The sequence below is a fragment of the Variovorax glucosi genome (genome assembly GCF_051216695.1).
Lineage (GTDB): Bacteria > Pseudomonadota > Gammaproteobacteria > Burkholderiales > Burkholderiaceae_C > Variovorax.
Genome location: NZ_JBPJZE010000003.1, coordinates 124,766 through 145,970, shown reverse-complemented (window position 1 = coordinate 145,970; position 21,205 = coordinate 124,766). Strand labels below are relative to the sequence as shown.

Below are 21,205 nucleotides of genomic sequence, written 5' to 3'. Positions count from 1 at the left end.
CACCATGCTCGCCGACCGCATCCAGGACGCTCCGCCACCCGCCGCTGAAGACGCACCCGCCTGGGACCGCATGGCCTTCGAGGCACAGTTGCGCGCACGCGGCCGCAGCTATCACATCAACCATCCGTTCAACGTGATGCTCAATACCGGCAAGGCGACGCCGGAGCAGGTCCGCGGCTGGGTGGCCAACCGCTTCTATTACCAGATCGCGATACCCATCAAGGACGCAGCCGTGCTCTCCAACTGCCCCGATCCGGTCGTGCGGCGCGGTTGGGTGCAGCGCATCCTCGACCACGACGGCTTCGAGCTCGGCGGCCTGAACGACGCCGGCGGTCTGGAAGCATGGCTGCGCCTTGCCGAGGCGGTGGGCCTGACGCGCGCAGAGGTACTCGACCTGCGCCATGTGGTGCCGGCCGTGCGCTTCGCCGTCGACGCGTACGTGAACTTTGCGCGCCGCGCGCCCTGGCAGGAAGCCGTGTGCTCGTCGCTGACCGAACTCTTCGCGCCCGAGATCCACAAGCAGCGCCTGGCCACCTGGCCCGCGCACTACGGCTGGATCGACCCCTCCGGCATGGACTACTTCCGCAACCGCGTCGGCCAGGCGCGGCGCGACGTCGAACAGGGCCTCGCCATCACGCTGGACCACTTCGATACACGCGCCTTGCAGCAACGCGCGCTGGATGTGCTCCAGTTCAAGCTGGACATCCTGTGGGCCATGAACGACGCCATGGCCACGCGCTACGGAGCGGTAGCCGAATGACTCCCCCCCAACCGGATACCCGACCTCGAATCGCTCCCGGCATGCGGCTGCAGTGGGAGCCGGCGCAGGACTGCCACGTCCTGCTCTATCCCGAAGGGATGGTGCGGCTGAACATCAGTGCCGGAGAAATCATGAAACGCTGCGACGGTCAGCGCAACCTGGCCACCATCGCGGCCGAACTCGAGCAGGTCTTCGCCACGGACGGGCTCACGCCGCAGGTGATTGGATTCGTCGAGATCGCCGGCGGGCAGAACTGGCTGCGCTGGGACGCCGCATGAGCAGCGTCGTCGCCACGCCACTGCCGCGTCCCGGCCCGCCGCTGTGGCTGCTGGCCGAACTGACCTATCGTTGCCCGCTGCACTGCGTCTTCTGCTACAACCCGCTCGACTTCGCGCACCAGAAGGACGAACTGGACACCGAGGACTGGTTGCGCGTGCTGCGCGAGGGCCGCGAACTCGGTGCCGTGCAATGCGGCCTTTCCGGCGGCGAGCCGCTGCTGCGCGACGACCTGGAAATCATCGTCGCCGAGGCGGCCCGGCTGGGCTACTACACCAATCTCCTGACCTCTGGCATCGGCCTGACTGCCGAGCGGGCGGCGGCGCTGAAGGCCGCCGGCCTGGACCACGTGCAACTGTCGTTCCAGGACTCCACGCGCGAGATGAACGACTTCCTCTCGCACACGAAAACCTTCTCGCACAAGAGCCGCGTAGCGAAGATCATCAAGGACCAGGACTGGCCGATGGTGCTCAACGTGGTCATCCATCGCCTGAACATCGATCACATCGACAACATCATCGGCATGGCGCACGAGATGGGCGCCGAGTACCTGGAGCTGGCCAACACCCAGTACTACTCCTGGGCGCTGCTCAATCGAGACCAGCTGCTGCCAACGAACGAGCAACTTCGCAAGGCGGAAGCAGCTACCGATGCCTGGCGGCAACGCCTGGGCGACGCCATGCGCATCTTCTTCGTGGCTCCGGACTATCACGAGGGCAAGGCCAAGCGATGCGTCAACGGCTGGGGCAGCATGTTCCTGACCGTGGCGCCCGACGGCACCGCGCTGCCTTGCCATACGGCGCGAATGCTGCCGGGCCTTTCGTTCCCAAACGTCAGGGAGCACAGCCTGCGCGAGGTCTGGTTCGACTCCGAGGGCTTCAACCGCTATCGCGGCACGGGATGGATGAAGGAGCCCTGCGCCAGCTGCGACCAGCGCGAGCAGGACCTGGGCGGATGTCGCTGCCAGGCGTTCATGCTGGCCCAGGACCCGGCCGCCACCGATCCGGTCTGCGACAAGAGTCCCTTGCACTATCGGGTGGCCGATGCGGTGGCGCGGGCCGGACAGCCGGTCGAGCATCCCCTGGTATTTCGCACCCCGGGCAATTCGCGTTGACGTTGAAGGGCACTGGCGCAGGGGTACAGGCCCAGGGGGCTGCGCCGGAGAGCCCCGCCGTTTATCATGTTCGGTTGCCCAAAACGGACTGCCGCCCAGTGAATACGCCCAACGATGATGTCTACCTCGGCGCCGCGCTCGCGCTTGCGCAGCAGCGCATCAGCATCCGAGGCGCGCGCACGCACAACCTCAAGAACATCGATCTCGACATTCCGCGCAACAAGCTGGTGGTGATCACCGGGCTGTCGGGCTCGGGCAAGTCGAGCCTGGCGTTCGACACGCTGTATGCCGAAGGCCAGCGCCGCTATGTCGAGAGTCTCTCGGCCTATGCGCGGCAGTTCCTGCAGTTGATGGACAAGCCCGACGTCGACGTGATCGAGGGCCTGTCGCCCGCGATCAGCATTGAGCAGAAGGCGACCAGCCACAACCCGCGCTCCACCGTCGGCACCGTCACCGAGATCCACGATTACCTGCGCCTGCTGTATGCGCGCGCCGGCACGCCGTATTGCCCCGATCACCATTTGCCGCTGGCCGCGCAGACGGTCTCGCAGATGGTCGACACGGTGCTGGCGCTGCCCGACGAGCCGCGCCTGATGATCCTGGCGCCGGTGGCGCGCGAGAAGAAGGGCGAGTTTCTCGAGCTCTTCACCGAGATGCAGGCCGCCGGCTACGTGCGCTTCCGCGTCGACGGCACGATCTACGAATACAACGACCTGCCCAAGCTGAAGAAGACCGAGAAGCACGACATCGATGTCGTCATCGACCGGCTTCGCGCGCGTGCCGACATGCAGCAGCGTCTGGCCGAAAGCTTCGAAGCCGCGTTGCGGCTGGCGGACGGGCGGGCGCTGGCTATCGAGATGGATGCGCCTGCCGAGGCAAAAGAGCATCTCTTCAGCGCCAAGTTCTCCTGCCCGATCTGCCACTACTCGCTGTCCGAACTGGAGCCGCGACTGTTCTCGTTCAACTCGCCGGTCGGCGCCTGCCCGAGCTGCGACGGACTGGGACATCGTGAATTCTTCGACCCGGCGCGTGTCGTCGCTTTTCCGTCGCTGTCGCTCGCGAGCGGTGCAGTTAAGGGCTGGGATCGTCGCAATGCCTATTACTTCAGCATGCTGGAAAGCATCGGCAAGCACTACGGTTTCGAGGTCGATGCGCCTTTCGAATCGCTTGCCGCCGAGGTGCAGGCGGTGCTTTTGCACGGGTCGGGCGAGGAGGAAATCAAGTTCAACTACACGATGGAGTCGGGTGCGTCGGCGGGCAAGAAGCTGGTGAAGAAGCATGCGTTCGAAGGCATCATCCCGAACCTCGAACGCCGTTATCGCGAAACCGATTCGACGATGGTGCGCGAAGACCTGGCGCGTTACCGCAACATGCAGCCGTGTCCCGACTGCGGCGGTTCGCGCTTGCGGCGCGAGGCGCGCAACGTCTTTCTCGTGGATGAAAATCAGATCGCCGAGACCGCGCCGTTCGAACCCGCCCGCATGGCGATCTTCGAGATCAGCCATCTCACGTTGCGCGACAGCCTGGCCTATTTCCAGAAGCTGAAGCTGCGTGGTTCCAAGGCCGACATCGCCGACAAGATCGTGCGCGAGATCGGCTTGCGGCTCAAGTTCCTGAACGACGTCGGCCTCAACTACCTGAGCCTCGACCGCAGCGCCGAAACGCTGTCGGGCGGCGAGGCGCAGCGCATCCGGCTGGCTTCGCAAATCGGCTCCGGCCTGACCGGTGTGATGTACGTGCTCGACGAGCCGAGCATCGGCCTGCACCAGCGCGACAACGACCGCCTCATCGGCACGCTCAAGCATCTGCGCGACATCGGCAACAGCGTGATCGTGGTCGAGCACGACGAGGACATGATCGCCTCGGCCGACCACGTCATCGACATGGGGCCTGGCGCCGGCGTGCACGGTGGCCGCGTGATGGCCGAAGGCACGTATGCCGAGGTGCTGGCGAATCCGCAATCGCTGACAGGCCAGTACCTGTCGGGCGTGAAGAAGATCGAGGTGCCGAAACACCGCACCGCGTGGCTGCCGGTGGTCAGCAAGCCGGCTTTCAACGAAGGCAAGAAGGCATCGCGCTTTCCGCAGAGCCCGGCGGCCGAACGCCGTGCCGCACGCGAGGCAGCACATCTCGCGTCGCAGACAAACCTGCAGGAAATCCGCGTGGTTCACGCGACCGGCAACAACCTGAAGGACGTGAGCGTCGCGTTTCCGGTTGGCCTGCTGACCTGTGTGACGGGCGTGTCGGGCTCGGGCAAATCGACGCTGGTGAACGACACGCTGTATGCGGCCGTCGCGCGCACGCTCTATCGCGCGCACGAGGAGCCGGCCGCGCACGAATCGGTCGAAGGCATCGAGTACTTCGACAAGGTCATCAACGTCGATCAGAGCCCCATCGGCCGCACGCCGCGCAGCAATCCTGCGACATACACCGGCCTCTTCACGCCGATCCGCGAGCTGATGGCCGAGACCAACACCGCGCGCGAACGCGGCTACGGACCGGGCCGCTTCAGCTTCAACGTGGCCGGCGGCCGCTGCGAGGCCTGCCAGGGTGACGGCATGGTCAAGGTCGAGATGCACTTTCTGCCGGACGTGTATGTGCCGTGCGAGGTCTGCCACGGCCAGCGCTACAACCGCGAAACGCTGGAAGTCCAGTACAAGGGCAAGAACATCGCCCAGATCCTGGAAATGACGGTCGAGGCGGCCTACGAATTCCTGAAGGTGGTGCCGACCATCGAACGCAAGCTGCACACGCTGCTCGACGTCGGCCTGAGTTACATCAAGCTCGGCCAGGCCGCGACCACGCTATCGGGCGGCGAGGCGCAGCGCGTGAAGCTGGCGCTGGAACTGAGCAAGCGCGACACCGGACGCACGCTGTACATCCTCGACGAGCCGACCACCGGTCTGCACTTCGCGGACATCGAACTGCTGCTGAGGGTGCTGCACCAGCTGCGCGATGCGGGCAATACCATTGTCGTGATCGAGCACAACCTCGACGTCATCAAGACCGCCGACTGGGTGATCGACATGGGGCCGGAGGGCGGTGCCGGTGGCGGGACGGTGGTGGGGGAGGGGACGCCGGAGGACATTGCGGGGAATTCTTCAAGCTTTACGGGGAAATACCTGAAGCGGTTGTTGAAAGTGGCCGACAACTGAATCGACCATTCTCAGAAGCCCGGACTATCTCAAGTCGCTTCCGTCGTCGTATTCCTTTGGATCAAGTCCGCCGGGCGTCTTGATTTGAATATAGGAATTGTCGTCCGACGCCTGCACTGGAGAAATATTGTCACGGCACAGATTGTCGTCCGCCAGTTCAGTTGACCGGTTTGCCGAGCGCAAGGATGCGCAGGCACATGCAGAGAGCAACGCGCGCGTGTTGTTGACGACCAATCTCCTCAAGATGGGCTCGGCCGCTCCATCGACGATGGTGGCGAGGGGAAGGGGACTCTCGTTTCTGACAACTGGACGATCGACGTATGCAGGGTTGAGGCGGAGCATATTGGGAAGTTCCACCACGGTGTTGCCGTTGAGAACGAACGCATGCGCCGCCATGATGCGATTGGGGGCGATCGCTGCGGTCGCTACCCATGTCTGTTGTGCAGCCGCTCGCATGTGAGCAGCTGCAACACGCCCTGTATTTAGATTGAGATTCGCAGCGGCGTTGATGCGTTGAGCAAATGTGTGAGCGACGTCATAGTCGTTGGGCGAAGGCAGAATATCGTAGCGCCAGACAATGGGATTTGCATCCGTCTGCCTCATCACCTGCAAGCGTGCTCTTATTACGACATTTACGCCGACCCGATCATTGAGTTCGACGTAGTTCGTAAATCCGACACCAGTCCTGACGTTGTCATTGCCGCAGCTCAAGCCTTCCATATGGTGCAACAGATTTCGATTGTCCCCTGGTGCAACAAAGCCACGTTCGAATATGAAGTTCGGGCCGCGTGCGTCTGCACGATGCAAGTAATCGTAAGAGAACGCAGGGGTTGCAGCCGAACCGATGAGTGCAAATAGAAAGAAAACTCTTGCGGCGCCCATCTTGATGGCGGTTGACATTGTTTTGATCATAGAGTGATGAACCAGACAAACCGATTCAATATATTCGTGTCGTCAGTGGCTGAAAGCGTTGAGATGACAATCGGCAGCGCCTTGGGGCCTGCTGCATTGAAAGTAACGTCGAACCGTGCGTTTTCAGGCGCGCAGAACGTGCGTGAATAACCTTTGCCCGGAACACTGGAGAAACTGGATTTCGCAATCGAGAAGATCTCGTATTCGCGGCCAGGGACGTCGCCTGCAGAAGATTGGGCAGCGGCAGAGTTGTACGTCACTTCGCAACGCCTGTCTGTTGCAGTCCAGACGACAAACGCGCTTCGTGCGCCATCGGACCCGTCGGTCCGAATCAGCCGCATCACGTAATGACTTTTTCCGGGAGTGGAAGCGGCCGGCCGCAAGGTCGTGAAGAGGTTATTCGCGATGCCGACCGGTAGATTGCCCTCGAAGTAAGTCGCGCTGAATTTCTGAAAAGGAGATTCCTGCAATGCAGCGGTGTGGAATCTGATCGGAAGCGGAGAGCGGTCGTTCACCAACGATGCCGCTGCGCAAATGGACTGGGTCGCCAGCGCTAGAAATACAGCGCCAAAAAAACCTATCGTAGGGCGGGTGAATTTCCAGGAACGTGGATTCATATTTTTCAAAGTGGAATGTCTAGTTCGGCGACTGAGGAGGAGGCACTTTCTTCTGTTTGAAGCTCCAAGGGCACGAAGTCGTCTGCAATTGGATTGAATGTGAGACGTGCGACCGCGTCGGGATTGATGCAGACGATGGCCGGCATCGAAATCAGTTGTGGGCCGTTCGGTTTTCCTGCAGGTCGTCGGAGTACGGAAAAGGAAAGAGGACGTCCGGCGACTGCCGCCAATTGCATGTTGTTGGAAGTCGCGGCCATGGCAGGACACGAGCCAGGCATGAGTTCGAAACGCAAGGTGTATTGAATCGGCGTCGGCTTCGAACGATCTGACAAACGCAGCGAGTAATACCGTCGAGACTCCGCTGTTTTCTCTGCAGGCAAGGTGAGAAGATAATCGCCCGGCTGATCGACGACTATTGGATTCAGCCGGGCAGGCGAGTCTTTGTCCGAACGCGAAGTCGAGAGTGAAAGGCCGGTCAGTTCGAATCGCTCCGGGGCACTTACGACCAGTGGGCCCAGGTTGACGGTCAATGCGAGCGTGTCGTCCGGATCGCTGAGTATGGAAGCGGCATGGGCTTGCATCGAAATTGCGTTCAGAGCTGAAAATATCCACGCCGTGCATGCCAGGCTGCCGAATATCTTCGCCTGCATGCGGCGCGGCCCTGTCATGGAGAGTGACATTTTTGTCGGGTGCAGTGTCTTGGGATTCATGAATTGCCTGATGGACGTTCGATGAGAATGTCTTTTGAATACGAGCCATTCGGATTGTTGCCTTCACCAAAGGTGTTGATCTCAACCTTGAATTTGCCTCCTTCTATGCCGAGAATTACGAAGCCCAATTTGCCTCGTGAATTGGTGCAAACCTTTGTCGTGGAGGGTGCAATGACGGCAGTGTTTCTGCCCTCCTCGATTTTTAGAATTGCGATTTCCATCCATCTGCCGTTTTCATTGACGATGCTGTTTGCATCTGACGATAAGGTCGGATTCGCACATGACTCTTCAGTTGTCGACAAAATGAAGTTGTAATTGATCTTCGTCTCGTTCGAGGTGTCCGCCAGAATCAGGCGGTAATGTCCCCCGCCCGGAACATTGCCGAATCCCTGTGCGACTCCGTCGAGTTGACTGTTGAGATTGGCAAGCGCAATGGTCCGATCAGCCGGAGGCTGGCCAAGCGATTGCATTCCTGATGTGGTCATTGCCTTCATCTCGAAGGACCAATTGGACGTGATCAGTCCGGCGGCGCTTACCAAAACCTCCAGGTTGTCGGGCGTTGAAAAAGGCGTAGCTGCGAAGCTGGGCAGCGGCATGCATGCCAGGAAGGCCGACGAAATCGCGAGGCGCATCCGATTGCGCATGCTGGAGATTCTGAAGATTGATGATTCTTTTGCGTGCATTGAAATCCATTTGGGAATCAAGATATTCGTCAATTGCCTGCCGAGAGGGCCGGCAGAAGGAGTGCAAATATAAATTGCATTGCGCGGTAATGTCCATTCCATCGATAGTTCCTCTGCTTACAGGGAATTCGAACAACGGACTAATAAGTTTGCGCGTCGCGAATGCGATAAGGCTTTCGTACGATTTGCGATCGGGCCATGCGCTGATTGGAAGTATTTGCATACGTGAGACATGAGGCATCGGCAGAGAGCGGTCACGGCAGCAGCGCGGGCTTGGCACAATGCCGGTCGTCCCTCAACCAGCCGATGCAACTGCCGGAGCGCCATGACTGCCCAGACCTTCTCTTTCAAAAATGCCTGCGTGGCTGTTGCTGCATCAATTACGCTCGGCCTTGCCGCTTGCCCTGCTTCCGCCTTCGCTGCCCCCGTCAAGGTCGGCCTCGCCCTCGACATCTCCGGCCCCTTCGCCGCCCTCGGCGCCGAAGCGCGCGACGGTTTTTCGCTCGGCATCAAGCAGCTTGGCGGCAAGCTCGGCGGGCAGCCGGTGGAGTTCGTGCAGGCGGACATGGCCGGCAGTCCTGACCAGGCGCGGCAACTGGTCGACCGCATGGTGCAGCGCGACAGGATCGATCTGTTCAGCGGCCCGATCGGCTCCAACGTGGCGATCGCTGTCGGTCCGACGCTGTTCGCGGCCAAGGTGCCATACCTGTCGTCGAACGCCGGTCCGAGCCAGTTCGCCGGTGCGCAGTGCAATGCCTACTTCTTCGGCACCGCGTACCAGAACGACCAGTTCCACGAGGCGGCCGGCAAGTTCGCGCAGGAGCGCGGCTTCAGGAAGATCGCGCTGATCGCGCCCAACTATCCGGCGGGCAAGGACGCGCTGGGCGGTTTCAAGCGGCAGTTCAAGGGCCAGGTGGTCGATGAGCTCTACACGAAGCTTGGGCAGATCGACTACGCAGCCGAGCTCGCTCAGCTTCGCGCGACCAAGCCCGATTCGATCTATTTCTTCCTGCCGGGCGCGATGGGCATCAACTTCATCAAGCAGTTCGTCGGCGCCGGTCTGTCGAAGGACATCACGCTGGTGACCAGCGGTTTCTCGGCCGACGAGGACGTGATCGGCGCGGTCGGCGAGCCGATGCTCGGGCTGTTCAATACCTCGCACTGGGCGCACGACCTCGACAACGCCGCAAACAAGGCGTTTGTCGATGCGTTTCGCGAGGAATACAACGGCCGCTACCCGTCGCTTTACGCGGCGCAGGCCTACGACGTCATCCTCGCGATGGACGCCGCTGTGAAACAGGCCGGTGGCAATGCGCAGAACCGCGAAGCCGTGATCGCCGCGCTCAGGAAGGCCGACTTCGCCTCCACGCGCGGCCGCTTCAGGTACGCCAACAACCACTACCCGGTCGAAAACTTCTACCTGCGCGTGGTCGGCAAGGACGCGCAGGGCAAGGTCACGAACAAGCTGATCAGCACCGTCGTCAAGGATTACGGCGACACCTACGCCGACAAGTGCCCGCTGAAGTAGCGTGACCGGCATCCTCTTCTTCGAGCAGCTGCTCAACGGGCTCGGCTTCGGGCTGATGCTGTTCCTGCTGGCGGCAGGGCTGACGCTGGTGTTCGGCATCATGGATGTGCTGAACCTGGCGCACGGCTCGCTCTTCATGGCCGGCGCCTATGTCGCTGCGGAGGCGCATCGGCAGAGCGGATCGTTCGTGCTGGCCATCGTGCTGGCGGTGGTCGTGACGGTGGCTGTCGCCGCGTTGCTCGAGGTGCTGCTGATGCGCCGGCTCTATGCGCGCGACCATCTCGCGCAGGTGCTCGCGACCTTCGGCGTGATCCTGGTGGCCGACGATCTGGTGAAGATGATCTGGGGCCCGTCGCCGGTGATGGCGCCGACGCCGGCTGCGCTTTCGGGGCCGGTCGAGCTGATGGACGGCCTGCCGTATCCGGCCTACCGGCTGCTGATCCTCGGCGCTGGCGTTGTCGTTGCGCTGGCGCTGTATCTGTTCGTCAACCACACGCGCATCGGCATGCGGGTGCGCGCGGGCGCGTCGGACCGGCCGATGGCCGAGCTGATGGGCGTGCGCGTCGGGCGCATCTTCAACGGCGTGTTCCTGCTCGGCGCGGCGCTGGCTGCGCTGGCCGGTGCGCTGATGGGGCCGATCGTCGCGGTGCAGGTCGGCATGGGCGAGCAGATACTGATCCCGGCGCTGGTGGTGCTGGTGATCGGCGGCATCGGCTCGGTGCGCGGCGCCTTCGTGGCGGCGTTGCTGGTCGGGCTGGTCGATACGGCCGGTCGCGCTTTCCTGCCGATGGCGTTGCGGGCCACGCTGCCGCCCGCGACGGCTGCCGATCTCGGTCCGCTGTTCGCCGAAGTCGCGATGTATGCGCTGATGGTCGTCGTGCTGATCTTCAAGCCGTCCGGCCTGTTTGCGGCGCGCGCATGACCGACCGCACCGTCGCTTCGACAGGCCGTGCGGCGGTCGCCATCGTGCTGATCGCGCTCGCGGTCTTCCCGCTCGTCGCACCGATGTTCGACATGGCGTTCTACGTCGGCTTCGTGCGGCGCGTGCTGATCGTCGCGCTGGCTGCCGCGAGCCTCAACTTCATCCTCGGTTTCGGCGGCATGGTGGCGCTCGGGCATGCGGGCTTCATCGGCGTCGGCGCGTACACGGTGGTGGCGCTGGCCGATGCCGGCTACACGTCCGCATGGCTGATGTGGCCGGCTGCGGCGCTGGTGGCGGCGCTCGTCGCCGCAATGGTCGGCACGGTGGCGCTGCGCACGCGCGGCGTCTACTTCATCATGGCCACGCTGGCTTTTGCGCAGATGCTGTACTTCATCGCGGTGTCGCTGCGGATGTACGGCGGCGACGATGGCTACACGCTGCCGGCTCGGCCCGAACTTGCCGCACCGGGCATCGCCGGACTGCGCCTTGACCTCGGCAACGAATCGAACTTCTACTGGGTCGTGCTGGCGCTGGTCGCCTTGCTGCTCGGCTGGATGCACCGTGCCACGCAATCGCGCTTCGGCCATGCACTGCGCGGCATCCGCGACAACGAGACGCGGATGCGCGCGCTGGGCTATCCGGTGTTCCGTATCCGGCTGGTCGGCTTTGGCATCGCGGGCGGCATCGCCGGGCTGGCGGGTGCGCTGCTCGCGAACGGAAACGGCTTCGTGAGTCCTGCGACGATGCACTGGACGCAGTCGGCCACGCTGGTGGTGATGGTCGTCATCGGCGGGCTCGGGCGCAGCTGGGGCGGGCCGCTGGGTGCGGCGGTGTGGCTGTTGCTCGAAGAAGTGCTGAAGCAGCACACCGGGTACTGGCATCTGCCGCTCGGGTTGCTGCTGATCGCGGTGGCGCTGTGGGCGCCGCGCGGACTTTCGGCCTTGTTCAGGCGCCGCGCTACCCTCACCCCAGCCCTCTCCCCAGAGGGGCGAGGGAGCAAGCCATGAGCCTTTTCAGAATTGAAGGGCTGGTCAAGCGCTTCGGCGGCCTGCTGGCGACCGACCATGTCGATCTGTCGGTGGAGGCCGGCGAAGTGCATGCGCTGATCGGCCCGAACGGCGCGGGCAAGACCACGCTGGTCAACCTCGTCACCGGTCTGTTGAATGCCGATGCCGGTCGCATCTGGCTGGCCGACCGCGACATCACGTCGCTCAAGGACCATCGGCGTGTCGGCGCGGGGCTCTCGCGCTGCTTCCAGGTCACGCGCGTGTTCGCGAACGACTCCGTGCACGACAACCTGCTGCTGGCCGTGCAGGCGCATGCGGGTAGCAGCCTACGCTTCATGGCGCCGCGTTCGCGCGAGGCGGGGCTGGTCGATCAGGCGGCGGCGCTGGCCGATCGTGTCGGGCTGGGCAGCGAGCGCGACCGCATCGCCGGCACGCTGCCGCATGGCGCACAACGCGCGCTCGATGTCGCGCTGGCGCTCGCGGCAAGGCCGCGCCTGTTGCTGCTGGACGAGCCGATGGCCGGCATGGGGCCGGACGAATCGGCGCGCATGGTCGCGCTGATAGATTCGCTGCGGACCGAGACGGCGATCCTGCTGATCGAGCACGACATGGACGCCGTCTTTCGCCTCGCCGACCGCATCACCGTGCTGGTGCAGGGCAAGGTGCTGATGACCGGAACGGCGGACGAGGTGCGCGGCAACGCCGATGTGCAGGCGGTGTATCTCGGCACCGAGGCTGAGGGTCACGCATGACGGCGGCATCGACCACTCTGCTCGAAGCCCGCGGCATCGAAGCCGGTTACGGCGCGAGCCAGGTGCTGTTCGGCATCGACATCGACATCCGCGCCGGTGAAGTCATGGCGCTGCTGGGCCGCAACGGCATGGGCAAGAGCACATTGCTCAAGGTGCTGACCGGCGCGCTGAAGCCGTCTCGCGGCAGCTTGCGTTTCGGCGACGAAGACATCGGCGGAGCGAGGCCCGATGCGATCGCGCGACGCGGCATGGCGATCGTTCCCGAAGGGCGCCACGTGTTCCCGAACCTGAGCGTCGACGAGCATCTGCGCGCGTTCTCGCGTCCGGGAATCGGTGCGACCGGCAGGGCGCCGCGCTGGACAGCCGATGCGCTCTACGCGCTGTTCCCCCGCCTTGCCGAGCGCAAGCATCACGCCGGCAACCAGCTTTCCGGCGGCGAGCAGCAGATGCTCGCCATCGCCCGTGCGCTGTCGACGCATCCGCGCCTGCTGATCCTCGACGAAGCGACCGAAGGGTTGGCGCCAGTGATCCGCGAGGAGATCTGGCGCTGTCTCGCGATGCTCAAGAAAGAGGGCGAAGCGATCCTGGTGATCGACAAGTACGTGCAGCGCCTGCTGCCGCTGGCCGACCGCCACCTGATCCTCGAGCGGGGTCGCGTGGTGTGGCAGGGCGATTCGGCCGCGCTCGACGCCGACCGCGGGCTGTGGTCGCGCTACCTCGGCGTCTGAGCCGGAGTCCGGCTACTTCCTACTTCCGGTCGAACCAGACCGTTTGGGCGTTCATGAATTCGCGGACACCGAAGTGCGAAAGCTCGCGTCCGTAGCCGCTTTTCTTGATGCCGCCGATCGGCACGCGCGGGTCGGAAGCCGAGAAGCCGTTAATGAACATGCCGCCGGTTTCCATTCGCCGGGCAACGTCCCTGGCGAGTTCCCTGTTCTTCGTCCACAAGGCGCCGCTGAGCCCGAACTCGCTGTCGTTGGCGAGTTCGATGGCGTGTTCGACACTGTCGGCGGTGATCAGCGAGGCTGCGGGTCCGAAGGTCTCCTGGTCGAACGTCGCCATGCCGGGCTTCACATCGCCGAGGATGGTCGGCTGGTAGAAATTCCCGGCTTCCGACGACTTCCCGCCTTCCAGCAGCACCGTGGCTCCCGCATCGATGCTGCGCTGCACCTGCACGTCGAGTTCGTCCCGCAGATCGTGTCGTGCCATCGGGCCGATGTAGGTGTCTTCGTTCTTCGGATCGCCGACGCGAAGCGCCTTGACGGCCTCGACGAACCGTTCGGTGAACTCGCCCGCGATTGGCGCTTCCAGGATGATCCGCTTCGCCGCAATGCAGATCTGTCCGGTGTTCTGGAAACGACCGACGACCGCAGCCTTCACGGCGTTCTCCAGGTCGGCATCGGCAAGCACGATGAAGGGGTCCGACCCGCCGAGCTCGAGCACCGTTTTCTTGAGCGCCGCGCCGGCCTGTGCCGCGATCGCCGAACCCGCACGAACGCTTCCCGTCACTGCAACGGCGGCGATCCGCCGGTCGACGATGGCCTTGGAAACCAGTTCGTTGTTGACGTTGACGACGCTGAACGCGCCCTTGGGCAAGCCGGCCTCCAGCCATGCGGCTTCGGTGAGGTAGGCGCATCCCATGACGTTCGGCGCGTGCTTCAGCACATAGGCATTGCCGCCGAGCAGGATCGGCACCGCGCCGCGAAGGCTCTGCCAGTACGGAAAATTCCACGGCATCACCGCCAGGATGGGGCCGAGCGGAAGATAGGACACATACGCATCGGCACCGACCGTGGTGGCATCGTCCGTCACGAGTCCGCCACCGTTCTGCGCATACCAGTCGCACAGCACCGCGCATTTCTCGACTTCGGCACGGGCCTGGACGATGGGTTTTCCCATTTCCTGACAAGCCATCTGGCCGAGCTTCTCGATATCGCGGCGAAGGATGGCCGCCATCCGGCCGAGCACGTCGAGCCTCGCCTGGACCGGTGTCGCCGACCATGCCTTGAAGCCGGCCGATGCGATCTCCAGCGAGCGGTCCAGTTCCTCGGCCGATTCGTACGGATACCGGGCAAAGACTTCCCCGTTCGAGGGGTTCGTCGACAGTGCGGCGTCGGTGGATGCCATTGGCTTGCTCATGAGGTTCCCGGGTTTCCTGGAGATGAAGCTAACCCAGGATCGTAGGCAGAGGCGGCGCCGCCGAACATCTGATTTTCGGCAACCGCCAGTTCCACAACTTCGAACTCAGGGGAAACCCGAAGGGTGAGTTTTCCGACTGCGAAAGCACTCGATTCCCCGTGCCATACTCGCGCCTCTTCCTGGATCGCCCATGCTTCCCGACATCGACTCCCTGGCGCTTTTCGTGAAGGCCGCCGAGCTGCGCAGCCTGACCCGCGCGGCCGAGTCGTCGCACATGGGGCTTGCTGCGGCCAGCCGGCGGATTTCGCTGCTTGAGCACCGTCTCAAGTCCCCCTTGCTCGAACGCTCGCCGAAGGGCGTCGAGCTCACGCCGGCAGGCGCGACCTTGCTGGTCCATGCCAAGGCGATCCTGCTGCAGCTCAACCAGATGCAGGCCGACATGGACGACCATGGCACGGGTCGGCGCGGGCAGTTGCGCATCTTTGCGAATACATCGGCCATGACCCAGTTCGTCCCCGACGACCTGGCCCGTTTCGCGCAGGCCAACCCGGACGTGCGTCTGGTCCTGGAGGAGCGCTGGAGCGCACAGATCGTCGCGGCGCTGCTGGCCGGCGAGGCCGACGTCGGAATCGTGATGGAAGGCGCTTCCACCGAGGGCCTCGAAGTGTTCCCCTACCGCACCGATCGGCTGGCCGTGATCGTGCCGCAGGATCATCCGCTCGCCGCGACCGAATCGGTGGCCTTCAACGATGTGCTGGACTACGACCTGATCGCGCTCGAATGCGGCTCGTCGATGATGCGGCTGGTTGCCGAGCAGGCGGTGCGTTTCGAGAAGGGCTTGCGGTTGCGGGTGCAGGTCAGGGGTTTCGAAGTCGTGTGCCGGGTCGTGCAGTCCGGGCTCGGCGTGGGGCTGCTTCCGTTTCAGGCCGCTTGCGCGATGGGCCCGAGCATGGGCCTCGCCGTGCGCGTGATCGGGGACGAGTGGGCGACCAGGCAGATGCTCACGTGCGTCAACAAGGAGCGACCGAGGCCCGTGTCGCTCGTGCGGCTGCTCGACGTACTTTCCGCCTCCCGGTAACAACGAGCAACGAGCGGTCGCATCCCGGGATTACCCCGACCTCGAATCCCGGCAACCCCCGCTTGCCGAAATCCCGATGGTCGGGAGAACGGGTGCTGAGCAGAATCCGGCCGCATGCGCAAAGCATGCACTGGAGACTCCTACATGTATCCCTTCCTCAAAGCCGGTCTGGTCGGCATGAGCGTTCTTGCCGCACTGTCGGTCTCCGCGCAACAGAAGCCGGCCGAGCTCAAGATCGCCATGACGACCTTCCTGTCGGGACCGGCGGCGGTCTTCGGCGTGCCGGGAAGGGCGGCAGCGGAGATCGCCATCGAGGAGATCAATGCAGCTGGCGGTATCGACGGCGTCAAGCTGAAGCCGATCATCCTCGACGAAGGCGTCGGCGGCGACAAGCTGCTGTCGGAATACCGGCGCGTGGTCCAGGAGGAGGGCGTCAAGGTGTCGCTAGCGTCGATATCCAGCGGCAACTGCAATGCGCTCGCTCCCGTGGCCGAAGACCTGAAGGTGCTGAACGTCATGTGGGACTGCGGCACCGAGAAACTGCTGGAGAACCGGCGCTTCAAGTACGTGGTGCGCAGCCAGGGCAACGCGACCTCGGAGATGGTCGCATCGGTCCTGCAGCTCCTCAAAGTCAAGCCGAACTTCAAGACCATCGCCGTCATCAACCAGGACTATGCCTGGGGCCGCGATTCGTGGGACATCTTCTCCGGCACGCTGAAGGCGATGAAGCCCGACGTCCAGGTCGTCGCGGAACTGTTCCCGAAGTTCGGTGCTACCGATTTCAGTTCGGAGATCAGCCGGCTGCAGGCGCTCAATCCCGACGTGATCCTGTCCACCTCGTGGGGCGGCGAACTCGACACGCTGATCCGGCAGGCGGCGCAACGCGGCCTGCTCAAGAGCTCGACCTGGATCATTCCGCTCGGCGAGAGTTCGCTGGAGCGCGTCGGCAAGGTGGTGCCCGACGGCGTGATCGTCGGCATGCGCGGCGACCACTACTTCCTTCATCCCGAGGCCAAGACCGATCCGAAGCACAAGGCCTTCCTCGACAAGTACCGGGCCAAGACCAACCAGTACCCGATCTACCCGGCCTATCACGCCGTGGCTGCGATCCAGTCGGTGGTCGACGGCTACAACGCCGCCATCAAGGCGAACGATGGCAAGTGGCCATCTACCGAGCAGGTCGCCGACGCCATGCACAAGCTGACCTTCAAGGGGCTGACCCGGCCGGTCACGATGCGCGAAGACGGGCAGGGCCTCGAAGATCAGATGCTCGGCGTGACGAAGATGACGCCCGGCTATCCGTTCCCCGTCATCGACGCGCTGACCATCTATCCGGGCGCGATGGTGACCAGTCCGGTCGGAACCAAATCGCTCGACTGGGTCAAGACGCTGAAGCCGGCGATGCTGAAAGACGCGCAGATCAAGGCCTTCTGAGGAAGCGCAGCTGGCGGCCGTCCTTCACCCCATGAATTCCACCCTCCTGCTGCTCGGCCTGCTCGACGGCATCACGCAGGCTGCGGTCCTGTTCCTGGTCGCGCTGGGCATGACGCTGATCTTCGGCGTGATGCGCATCCTCAACGTCGCGCATGGCAGCCTGTACGCGTTCGGTGGTTATGCGGCGGCCACGGTGGGGGCGTTGATCGCCTCCGGTACCGATTCGCTCGCGCTGGCCTTGCTGGCGCTGGTGATCGGCGCTGTCGTGATGGGATTGATCCTCGGCGCGATCATCGAATTCGGACTGGTGCGCCGGATCCTCGACATGGACCCGGCCATGCAGCTGCTGGCGACCTTCGCCGTATTCCTGATCCTCGAAGACCTGCAGCGTCTGATATGGGGCTCGAGCCCGGTTTCCGTCACCACGGCCGTGGACCTGATGGGAACGGTGAAGGTCGGTGCCGTGACGTACAACGCCTATCAATTGCTGCTGCTGCCCGCGATCGCGGTGGTCGTGTATTTCGCGCTGACATGGTCGCTCGGACGGACGCGTTTCGGCCGGCAGATCCTGGCCGTGACGCACAGCCGCGAGGTGTCAATGGCGATGGGAATCAACGCCCGGCGGATCGGCTTCCTGACCTTCTGCCTGGGCGCCGTGCTCGGCACCCTGGGCGGCGCGCTGGCTTCGCCGACGACGTCGCTGGTGCCCGGCATCGGCGGCGACATGATGGTGTTGTCTTTCGCGGTGGTGGCTGTCGCCGGTCTGGGCCAGATCACCGGCACGGCGGTCGCTGCATTGCTGATCGGCCTGACGCGCGCGTTCGCGGTCTATCTCTGGCCCGAGATCGAGGTGCTGGTGCCTTACCTGATCATGGTGCTGGTGCTGCTCTGGCGTCCGGAAGGCCTGTTCGCCGTCGCGCAGGCGAGGAGGGTCTGATGACGACACGCCTTGCACCATGGGCCATCGCCGTACTTTCGCTCGTGCTCGGACTGGCGTTTCCGTGGCTCAAGACGCCGCTGATCATCGCGCTGTCCTATGGCTTCGCCGCCCTCGGGGTGTCGATCCTCATCCGCGCCGGCCAGGTCTCTTTCGGCCATGCGGGGTTTACCTGTCTGTCCGGCTACGCGGCCGTCGCCCTGACCCGCTACTGGCCCGCCACCGATGCGCTGGTCCTGCTGGCTGCGGGCGCCCTGGCCGGGCTCGTCAGCGGATTCGTCGTCGGGCTCTTCGTCGCCCGCTATCGCGCAATCTTTTTTGGGATGCTGAACCTGGCGCTTTCGATGGTGCTGTTCTCCGCGCTCGGCAAGTTCTATCACCTGACCGGCGGTACCGACGGGGTGCGGCTGGAGCGGCCGCCGCTGGCCGGGCAGCTCATGGAGCGCGCACCGTTCGAGACATCGCTGCTCGCGATCGCCGCAGTGCTGGTGGTGGTCTGCTGCTGGGCCAACCGCCGGTTCTATGCGGCGCCGATGGGTCAGGCGCTGGTCGCGATCAAGACAAACGAGGTGCGGCTCGAATACCTGGGGCTGTCGGCCCGCAGGATCTTCCTGACCGGCTATGTCATGTCGGCAACGCTCTGCGGTTTCTCCGGCGCGATGTTTGCCCTGATCCAGGGGCTGGTGACGCCGGAGATGGGCTACTGGGTGCGGTCCGGCGAATACGTGTTCATCGCGATCCTCGGCGGTTCGGCGCAACCCGTCGGCGCGTTCATCGGCGCGATCGCCTTCGAATTCCTCAAGCTGTTCGCATCGGCCGTACTGACGGGCACCTGGCAGCTCGTCATCGGCACGGTGCTGCTGATCCTCATCTTCGCGGCGCCTTCGGGTCTGTCCGCATTCCTGACGCGCATCGACAAGCGCGTCCAGAAGGCCTGAAGCGCCCATGACTGCATTGCTCCAGGTCCGCGGACTGACGCTTTCCTTCGGTGCCGTGGTCGTCGCGTCGGGCTACGACTTCGATCTGCAGGCGGACGAACGACTGGCCGTCATCGGTGCCAACGGCGCAGGGAAGACGACCTTCATCAACATGGTCACCGGCTACATCAAGCCCGCCGCCGGAACCATCGCCTTCGACGGCAGGGACATCACGGGCCTCGACCCGAGGGACATCGTCCGGCTCGGCATCGGGCGTTCGTTCCAGCTGCCGCAACTCTTCCTGGAGCATTCGGTCCGCGAAAGCATCGAGCTCGCGGTGGCGGCGCGCGGGCGCCGGCTCGGCATCTTCCGCAGGATGTCGGACAGCGTGTCGCGAGCGGAAATCGACCACACGCTGGAAGTCGTCGGCCTGAGCGCGCGTGCCGGCGACCTGTGCGGCAGCCTGCCCGAAGGGCATCGCAAGCTGCTGGACATCGCGATGGCGCTGGTGCTGCGCCCGAAGCTCCTGATCATGGACGAGCCCACCAGCGGCGTCGCGGCCGACGAGAAGCATCCGCTGATGGCGACCATCATGAATGCGCTGGCCGAACGCAAGGTCACGTCGATCTTCGTCGAGCACGACGTTGACATCGTCGAGCGGTACGCGACCCGGGTCGCCGCCTGGATCTCCGGACGCATCGCCGCGGACGGACCGCCCGGCGTCGTCATGAACAACCCCGAAGTGCGATCCGTCGTGCTCGGGCATTGAGAGAGCGACCCAGGCGCCATGCTCCGACTCGAGAACCTTTCCGTCGATATCGCCGGCATTCCGGTCCTTCGCGGCCTGTCGGTCGAATTGAAATCGGCCGCCACCTATGCGGTGGTCGGGCGAAACGGCGCGGGAAAGACCACGCTGCTGCGGACCATCATGGGATTCGCCGCGCCCCGCACCGGACGCATCCAGCTCGCGGGAACCGACCTTCTGGCGCAGCCGCCCCATGCGCGGGCCGGTCTCGGCATCGGATACGCGCCCGAGGAGCGCGTCATGTTCCCGACCATGACCGTGCTGGCCAATCTCCGGCTGCCGTGCGAGGCCATCGGCATGAAGAACGCGGACATCGACCGGCGTGTCCAGGAGGTCGTCCAGGTCGTACCGCAGATCGAGGAAATGCTGCCTCGCTCGGCGGCTGCGCTGTCTGGCGGGCAGGGAAAGATGGCTGCGCTGGCCCGTGCGCTGATGGTCGGCACCCGGCTACTGATGGTCGACGAACCGTTCCAGGGACTCGCGCCCGCGCTGGCACGGCAATACGCCGAATCGTTGAGCCGGCTGTTCACCCTGCGTCCCGAGCTCTGCGTGGTCATCACCGAGTCGAACCGCTCCCTGCTCGACCGCGTGGATTGCGAAACCCTGGTCCTCGAACGCGGCGAACTGTCGCTCGAGGTGCCGCCTTCCATGCACATTCCGATCGTCTCCATTCGTACACAGGATTCATATGACAAGACAGCTTGAAGGAAAGATCGCCATCGTCACCGGCGGCGCAGCCGGATTCGGCGAGGGCATCGTCCGGTCTTACGTCGCCGAGGGCGCGAAGGTCGTCATCGCCGATCTCGATGCAGCCAGGGGAGAGGCGCTCGCCCGGGAGCTCGGGAACGACACCTTGTTCGTTCGTTGCGACGTGTCGAGCGGGCCGGATGTGGATGCGCTGGTCGCGGCTTGCGTCGACGCCTTCGGCACGCCGGAGATCGTGGTCAACAACGCGGGCACGACGCACAAGAACAGCCCGCTGATGGAGATCGACGAAGCGACGTTCGACCGGATGTTCGCCGTCAACGTGAAGTCCATCTTCCACATGACCCGAGCGGTCGTGCCACTCATGCGCAAGCAGCGCAAGGGCGTGATGCTCAACGTCGGCTCGACCGCCGGCATCCGCCCGCGCCCGGGATTGACTTGGTACAACGGCAGCAAGGGTGCGGTCAATCTGCTGTCGAAGTCGCTGGCGGTGGAACTCGGGCCGGACAACATCCGCGTCAATGCGATCTGTCCGGTGATGGGCGAAACCGGCCTGCTGGAAAAGTTCATGGGCATGCCCGATACACCGGAGAACCGCGCCCGCTTCATCGCCACCATTCCGCTGGGCCGGCTCTGCCGCGCATCGGACGTCGCCGCCGTGGCGCTGTTCCTGGCGACCGACGCCGCCGAGTTCATCACCGGCCTCGAAATGCCGGTCGACGGCGGCCGCACGGTCTGAATTAAGGAGAACCCA

Annotated in this window: 21 protein-coding genes; 16 read left to right on the top strand and 5 right to left on the bottom strand. The window is 64.0% G+C overall.

From position 1 onward, the window contains the following. The first annotated feature begins 4 nt into the window (after positions 1 to 4). The 4 genes from pqqC (at position 5) to uvrA (ending at position 5,305) form a co-directional block, all read left to right on the top strand. Positions 5 to 760 (top strand): pyrroloquinoline-quinone synthase PqqC, encoded by a 756-nt coding sequence (pqqC, locus tag ACSFA3_RS15440; protein WP_435506366.1) that lies wholly within the window; start codon positions 5 to 7, stop codon positions 758 to 760. Then, positions 757 to 1,038, top strand: coding sequence for a pyrroloquinoline quinone biosynthesis peptide chaperone PqqD (gene pqqD / locus ACSFA3_RS15435; protein ID WP_435506365.1), 282 nt, complete (start codon positions 757 to 759; stop codon positions 1,036 to 1,038). Before pqqC ends, pqqD begins: the two co-directional genes overlap by 4 nt. Continuing rightward, entirely contained in the window at positions 1,035 to 2,150 is a 1,116-nt protein-coding gene (gene pqqE / locus ACSFA3_RS15430) for a pyrroloquinoline quinone biosynthesis protein PqqE (protein WP_435506364.1), read from the top strand. Before pqqD ends, pqqE begins: the two co-directional genes overlap by 4 nt. A 98-nt stretch (positions 2,151 to 2,248) precedes the next feature. Continuing rightward, complete coding sequence (uvrA, locus tag ACSFA3_RS15425) at positions 2,249 to 5,305, top strand: excinuclease ABC subunit UvrA (RefSeq protein ID WP_435506363.1); 3,057 nt, start codon at positions 2,249 to 2,251, stop codon at positions 5,303 to 5,305. Positions 5,306 to 5,329: 24 nt separating this feature from the next. Here the strand turns inward: uvrA and ACSFA3_RS15420 are convergent, their stop codons facing one another. Genes ACSFA3_RS15420 through ACSFA3_RS15405 form a run of 4 tightly spaced genes read right to left on the bottom strand, consistent with a single transcriptional unit; the run spans position 5,330 to position 8,329 of the window. Then, a complete protein-coding gene (locus ACSFA3_RS15420; protein WP_435506362.1) occupies positions 5,330 to 6,217 on the bottom strand; it encodes a hypothetical protein in 888 nt (295 codons plus the stop codon). Beyond that, positions 6,214 to 6,834 (bottom strand): hypothetical protein, encoded by a 621-nt coding sequence (locus ACSFA3_RS15415; protein WP_435506361.1) that lies wholly within the window; start codon positions 6,832 to 6,834, stop codon positions 6,214 to 6,216. The genes ACSFA3_RS15420 and ACSFA3_RS15415 overlap by 4 nt, the downstream gene beginning before the upstream one ends. Positions 6,835 to 6,839: 5 nt before the next feature. After that, entirely contained in the window at positions 6,840 to 7,544 is a 705-nt protein-coding gene (locus ACSFA3_RS15410; RefSeq protein ID WP_435506360.1) for a hypothetical protein, read from the bottom strand. Beyond that, positions 7,541 to 8,329: a hypothetical protein gene (locus ACSFA3_RS15405; protein ID WP_435506359.1), complete on the bottom strand. Its 789-nt coding sequence runs from the start codon at positions 8,327 to 8,329 to the stop codon at positions 7,541 to 7,543. The genes ACSFA3_RS15410 and ACSFA3_RS15405 overlap by 4 nt, the downstream gene beginning before the upstream one ends. A 223-nt stretch (positions 8,330 to 8,552) precedes the next feature. Between ACSFA3_RS15405 and ACSFA3_RS15400 the strand changes: the two genes are divergently transcribed. The 5 genes from ACSFA3_RS15400 to ACSFA3_RS15380 are packed head-to-tail and all read left to right on the top strand — an operon-like array spanning position 8,553 to position 13,164. Beyond that, entirely contained in the window at positions 8,553 to 9,755 is a 1,203-nt protein-coding gene (locus ACSFA3_RS15400; protein WP_435506358.1) for an ABC transporter substrate-binding protein, read from the top strand. 1 nt (position 9,756) lies between these two features. Further along, entirely contained in the window at positions 9,757 to 10,677 is a 921-nt protein-coding gene (locus tag ACSFA3_RS15395; protein ID WP_435506357.1) for a branched-chain amino acid ABC transporter permease, read from the top strand. Next, the gene (locus ACSFA3_RS15390; protein WP_435506356.1) at positions 10,674 to 11,684 is read left to right on the top strand and encodes a branched-chain amino acid ABC transporter permease; all 1,011 of its coding nucleotides are present in this window, start codon (positions 10,674 to 10,676) and stop codon (positions 11,682 to 11,684) included. The genes ACSFA3_RS15395 and ACSFA3_RS15390 overlap by 4 nt, the downstream gene beginning before the upstream one ends. After that, positions 11,681 to 12,436 (top strand): ABC transporter ATP-binding protein, encoded by a 756-nt coding sequence (locus ACSFA3_RS15385; protein WP_435506355.1) that lies wholly within the window; start codon positions 11,681 to 11,683, stop codon positions 12,434 to 12,436. Before ACSFA3_RS15390 ends, ACSFA3_RS15385 begins: the two co-directional genes overlap by 4 nt. A gap of 17 nt (positions 12,437 to 12,453) precedes the next feature. Further along, on the top strand, positions 12,454 to 13,164 hold the full coding sequence (locus ACSFA3_RS15380) for an ABC transporter ATP-binding protein (RefSeq protein WP_435506908.1): 711 nt from the start codon (positions 12,454 to 12,456) through the stop codon (positions 13,162 to 13,164). Between the two features lie 19 nt (positions 13,165 to 13,183). On the opposite strand, the gene ACSFA3_RS15375 is transcribed toward ACSFA3_RS15380, so the two are convergent. Further along, positions 13,184 to 14,563: an NAD-dependent succinate-semialdehyde dehydrogenase gene (locus tag ACSFA3_RS15375; protein WP_435506354.1), complete on the bottom strand. Its 1,380-nt coding sequence runs from the start codon at positions 14,561 to 14,563 to the stop codon at positions 13,184 to 13,186. A gap of 202 nt (positions 14,564 to 14,765) precedes the next feature. Here ACSFA3_RS15375 and ACSFA3_RS15370 point away from each other — a divergent pair, with 202 nt between their 5' ends. From ACSFA3_RS15370 to ACSFA3_RS15340, 7 genes are all read left to right on the top strand, one after another. Beyond that, a complete protein-coding gene (locus ACSFA3_RS15370; RefSeq protein WP_435506353.1) occupies positions 14,766 to 15,653 on the top strand; it encodes a LysR substrate-binding domain-containing protein in 888 nt (295 codons plus the stop codon). 144 nt (positions 15,654 to 15,797) lie between these two features. After that, positions 15,798 to 17,087 carry an ABC transporter substrate-binding protein gene (locus ACSFA3_RS15365; RefSeq protein ID WP_435506352.1) on the top strand — a complete coding sequence of 430 codons (1,290 nt, stop codon included), beginning with the start codon at positions 15,798 to 15,800 and terminating at the stop codon, positions 17,085 to 17,087. Between the two features lie 31 nt (positions 17,088 to 17,118). Further along, positions 17,119 to 18,024, top strand: a complete 906-nt coding sequence (locus ACSFA3_RS15360) for a branched-chain amino acid ABC transporter permease (protein ID WP_435506351.1) — start codon at positions 17,119 to 17,121, stop codon at positions 18,022 to 18,024. Continuing rightward, the gene (locus ACSFA3_RS15355) at positions 18,024 to 18,962 is read left to right on the top strand and encodes a branched-chain amino acid ABC transporter permease (protein ID WP_435506350.1); all 939 of its coding nucleotides are present in this window, start codon (positions 18,024 to 18,026) and stop codon (positions 18,960 to 18,962) included. Before ACSFA3_RS15360 ends, ACSFA3_RS15355 begins: the two co-directional genes overlap by 1 nt. Positions 18,963 to 18,969: 7 nt before the next feature. Next, positions 18,970 to 19,710, top strand: a complete 741-nt coding sequence (locus ACSFA3_RS15350) for an ABC transporter ATP-binding protein (RefSeq protein ID WP_435506349.1) — start codon at positions 18,970 to 18,972, stop codon at positions 19,708 to 19,710. 18 nt (positions 19,711 to 19,728) lie between these two features. Then, positions 19,729 to 20,451: an ATP-binding cassette domain-containing protein gene (locus ACSFA3_RS15345; protein WP_435506348.1), complete on the top strand. Its 723-nt coding sequence runs from the start codon at positions 19,729 to 19,731 to the stop codon at positions 20,449 to 20,451. Further along, positions 20,435 to 21,190 carry an SDR family oxidoreductase gene (locus ACSFA3_RS15340; protein WP_435506347.1) on the top strand — a complete coding sequence of 252 codons (756 nt, stop codon included), beginning with the start codon at positions 20,435 to 20,437 and terminating at the stop codon, positions 21,188 to 21,190. The genes ACSFA3_RS15345 and ACSFA3_RS15340 overlap by 17 nt, the downstream gene beginning before the upstream one ends. Positions 21,191 to 21,205 lie beyond the last annotated feature (15 nt).

Bases quoted from the DNA above. Each gene is read 5' to 3' on its own strand.
- ACSFA3_RS15420 (WP_435506362.1), bottom strand. From the start codon at position 6,217: ATGATCAAAACAATGTCAACCGCCATCAAGATGGGCGCCGCAAGAGTT.
- ACSFA3_RS15355 (WP_435506350.1), top strand. From the start codon at position 18,024: ATGACGACACGCCTTGCACCATGGGCCATCGCCGTACTTTCGCTCGTG.
- ACSFA3_RS15405 (WP_435506359.1), bottom strand. From the start codon at position 8,329: ATGGAATGGACATTACCGCGCAATGCAATTTATATTTGCACTCCTTCT.
- pqqC (WP_435506366.1), top strand. From the start codon at position 5: ATGCTCGCCGACCGCATCCAGGACGCTCCGCCACCCGCCGCTGAAGAC.
- ACSFA3_RS15345 (WP_435506348.1), top strand. From the start codon at position 19,729: ATGCTCCGACTCGAGAACCTTTCCGTCGATATCGCCGGCATTCCGGTC.
- ACSFA3_RS15375 (WP_435506354.1), bottom strand. From the start codon at position 14,563: ATGGCATCCACCGACGCCGCACTGTCGACGAACCCCTCGAACGGGGAA.
- ACSFA3_RS15365 (WP_435506352.1), top strand. From the start codon at position 15,798: ATGTATCCCTTCCTCAAAGCCGGTCTGGTCGGCATGAGCGTTCTTGCC.
- ACSFA3_RS15340 (WP_435506347.1), top strand. From the start codon at position 20,435: ATGACAAGACAGCTTGAAGGAAAGATCGCCATCGTCACCGGCGGCGCA.
- ACSFA3_RS15385 (WP_435506355.1), top strand. From the start codon at position 11,681: ATGAGCCTTTTCAGAATTGAAGGGCTGGTCAAGCGCTTCGGCGGCCTG.
- pqqE (WP_435506364.1), top strand. From the start codon at position 1,035: ATGAGCAGCGTCGTCGCCACGCCACTGCCGCGTCCCGGCCCGCCGCTG.
- pqqD (WP_435506365.1), top strand. From the start codon at position 757: ATGACTCCCCCCCAACCGGATACCCGACCTCGAATCGCTCCCGGCATG.
- ACSFA3_RS15350 (WP_435506349.1), top strand. From the start codon at position 18,970: ATGACTGCATTGCTCCAGGTCCGCGGACTGACGCTTTCCTTCGGTGCC.
- ACSFA3_RS15370 (WP_435506353.1), top strand. From the start codon at position 14,766: ATGCTTCCCGACATCGACTCCCTGGCGCTTTTCGTGAAGGCCGCCGAG.
- ACSFA3_RS15400 (WP_435506358.1), top strand. From the start codon at position 8,553: ATGACTGCCCAGACCTTCTCTTTCAAAAATGCCTGCGTGGCTGTTGCT.
- ACSFA3_RS15360 (WP_435506351.1), top strand. From the start codon at position 17,119: ATGAATTCCACCCTCCTGCTGCTCGGCCTGCTCGACGGCATCACGCAG.
- ACSFA3_RS15415 (WP_435506361.1), bottom strand. From the start codon at position 6,834: ATGAATCCACGTTCCTGGAAATTCACCCGCCCTACGATAGGTTTTTTT.
- ACSFA3_RS15410 (WP_435506360.1), bottom strand. From the start codon at position 7,544: ATGAATCCCAAGACACTGCACCCGACAAAAATGTCACTCTCCATGACA.
- ACSFA3_RS15390 (WP_435506356.1), top strand. From the start codon at position 10,674: ATGACCGACCGCACCGTCGCTTCGACAGGCCGTGCGGCGGTCGCCATC.